This window comes from uncultured Kiloniella sp., assembly GCF_937128705.1.
Lineage (GTDB): Bacteria > Pseudomonadota > Alphaproteobacteria > Kiloniellales > Kiloniellaceae > Kiloniella.
This window is the reverse complement of the sequence record NZ_CAKZMP010000208.1, coordinates 1-2,868: the sequence shown is the minus strand read 5'-3', so window position 1 is coordinate 2,868 and position 2,868 is coordinate 1. Positions and strand designations below refer to the sequence as shown.

Below are 2,868 nucleotides of genomic sequence, written 5' to 3'. Positions count from 1 at the left end.
AAAACAGGGGTCACTGTTGGCGGTTATAAAAACAGGTTCTTTGGAACGACCGTTCTTAAACACAATGGCCCTGAACACGTTTTAACATTTGCACCGACAAGATCCGGTAAAGGTGTAGGTCTGGTATTACCTACTCTCTTAACGTGGACTGAATCAGTCCTTGTTCTTGATATCAAGGGCGAGAACTACGCTCTTACTGCAGGATGGAGAAAATCTATCGGTCAACGTGTCCTAAGATTTGATCCTGCAGCGATGGAAGGATCTGTTCGATATAATCCTCTGGCAGAAGTTCGCCTTGGAACAGACTTCGAAATTGCTGATTGTCAGAATATTGCATCAATGGTCATTGATCCCGATGGTAAAGGTCTTAAAGATTATTGGGCTCAATCTGGTTGGGAATGGCTTACTGCGTGTATTCTACACGTTCTCTACTACATCAAGTTAAAAGAAGGCCGCACTGCAACACTTGCTGATGTTCATAAGTTTATGTCCATCGGACAAGATGACGATACCCCAGAAGGTGAAACATCAGAACTTGATGCAGCTCTAAAAAAGAGCCAAGCCAAGGAACTTGGCGGGGATGAGAGTTTTGACAAGCTTTGTGATGACATGGCCGAGTTTGATCATGGCCGTGATGTTGTAAATCAGGAAGTCGAACGTTCTGCAGGTGCAATGAAAAAGAAAGCATCACAAGAACGATCTGGCGTTCATTCATCAGCTAAAGTCCAACTTTCCCTCTATTCCGATCCGATAGTTGCCCAAAACATATCGCATTGTGATTTCCGCATTGATGACCTTATGAATGCTGAAAAACCGACTTCTCTTTATATTGTTATACCGCCTTCAGATATTGACCGATTAAAACCCCTCATCAGAATTTTGATGAACCAGTTTTTAACACGGCTGACCTCAGAAATGTCTTTTAAAGATGGAGCTGCAACCAAAGGCTATAAACACCGTCTTTTGTTGATGCTCGATGAGTTTACTTCTATTGGCAAACTGGAAATCTTTGAACGTTCTCTCGCCTTTATGGCTGGTTATGGCCTGAAGGCTTACATCATTGTCCAGGATCTCACCCAACTGCAGAAAACATACGGTCGGGAAGAATCAATAACCTCTAACTGTCACATCAGAATAGCTTATGCGCCGAATAAAACAGAAACGGCAAAATTACTTTCTGACATGACAGGGAAAACAACACTGGTACAGAAGAAAACCAGTCGTTCGTCATCAACGTCCAGGTCAGGCGTCAATGTTTCCGAAAGCCTGTCTGAAGTCTCAAGACCGTTGATGACACCAGATGAATGCATGTCACTACCCGGAATGAAAAAGAAACCAAACGGGGACGTGAGAAGCCCCGGAGATATGCTCATCTTTGTTGCTGGATCACCAACTATTTACGGCCAGCAATATCTCTACTTTAGGGATAAGGAATTGCTCAAAAAGGCAAAAATTCCAGCTCCCCAAAAGTAGCAACTTTACCCCATTCACTACAAATTAACTCCAAACTGAGAGGACAATTATGTCTGATACTCTTTCTGAAGATATGCTTTTAAGCGGCATTTTGCCGAGTGAACAAGAAATACTCGAACAAGCTGCCGATCAAATTGATGCTCTTGCGACGCAAGGTCTTTCTGTTGATGTGGACCCAGATGTAGCCGAGTTAATGGGCGCAATCCAAGAAACTGCACTCTCCACATTTGATGCTGAACAATCAATCCATTCCGTTGATTTGGAAACTGGCATCGTAATTTCTATTGATGGAGCTGCCGCATGAAGAAAAATTTTCGTGATGCCGTTGCAGAGGAAATCATTGAAAAGCTCGAAAACGGGACTGCTCCTTGGCAAAAACCTTGGCAAGCAGACGTGCCATTCAATCCGACAACAAACACCCCCTATAAGGGCATGAATTCATTCTGGTTAGAAATGGCAGGGTACGAGGATCCAAGATGGATGACGTACAACCAGGCTAAAAAATCTGGCGCACAAGTCATGAAAGGTTCCAAGTCGCGCAGTATTGAATATTGGCAGTGGTCAACGGAACATCCAATCCTTGATGAAAACGGCAAACCAATCAGGGATGATGAAGGCAAAGTTCAAAAACAATCCGTGAGGTTAGAGCGGCCAAAAGTTTTTCATGCTGCCCTGTTTAATGGATCCCAGATAGAAGGGTTGGAGCCTTATAAGGCCCCTGCTCTTACATTTGATCCTGTAGCTGAAGCCGACCTTATTCTTGAAGGCACAAATGTGTCGATCGTTCATGATCAAAAAGACCGGGCTTTTTATCATCGTAATGAAGACGTTATTCATCTGCCCGATCGTACTGCTTTTAAATCTGCATATGAATATTATGCAACTGCTCTGCATGAAGTTGGTCATGCAACCGGTTCCCCCAATCGCATGATTAGAGAAAAAGGGCCCTTTGGTTCTGACCTCTACGCCAAAGAAGAACTCATGGTCGAAATGGCAAGCTACATGATGAGCCGGGAACTTGGTCTAGGTCACTATCCAGATCGCCACGCTTCTTATGTTGATTCATGGCTCAATGCCATTAAGGAAGACAAAAATTATCTGTTCCAAGCCGCGCAAACGTCAGAAAAAATCCGTACATGGGTGATGGAACCTGAAAAGCGTATGGAATTGGAACGCACGACCAAACTTGCACATACACACGAAAGGGAAGCCTTAGAAGACAATAAATCTGTGGTCCAAGGTATGGATCTTACAGAAGAAGAGAAGGAAATAAGATTACAGAAAATCATCCAGCAGGAAGAAGCTCTCATCGAGAATTTCCAACCCGTTTTTGATGGTTATGACGCCAATCCTTTAAGCGTCCATAAACCAAAGCTGGTTGATGAAATAACCACT

At 43.5% G+C, this 2,868-nt stretch carries 3 protein-coding genes; all 3 read left to right on the top strand.

The window, feature by feature from the left end; translation table 11 throughout:
• Positions 1-1,473 (top strand): type IV secretory system conjugative DNA transfer family protein (locus tag Q0241_RS11170; protein WP_299377360.1); only part of this gene is annotated, 1,473 nt, incomplete at its 5' end.
• 49 nt (positions 1,474-1,522) lie between these two features.
• Positions 1,523-1,777 carry a hypothetical protein gene (locus Q0241_RS11165; protein WP_299377359.1) on the top strand — a complete coding sequence of 85 codons (255 nt, stop codon included), beginning with the start codon at positions 1,523-1,525 and terminating at the stop codon, positions 1,775-1,777.
• On the top strand, positions 1,774-2,868 hold a 1,095-nt coding region (locus Q0241_RS11160; RefSeq protein ID WP_299377357.1), incomplete at its 3' end, for a zincin-like metallopeptidase domain-containing protein. The genes Q0241_RS11165 and Q0241_RS11160, both read left to right, overlap by 4 nt.

Coding starts and splice junctions, on each gene's coding strand:
- Q0241_RS11165 (WP_299377359.1), top strand. CDS start 1,523: ATGTCTGATACTCTTTCTGAAGATATGCTTTTAAGCGGCATTTTGCCG.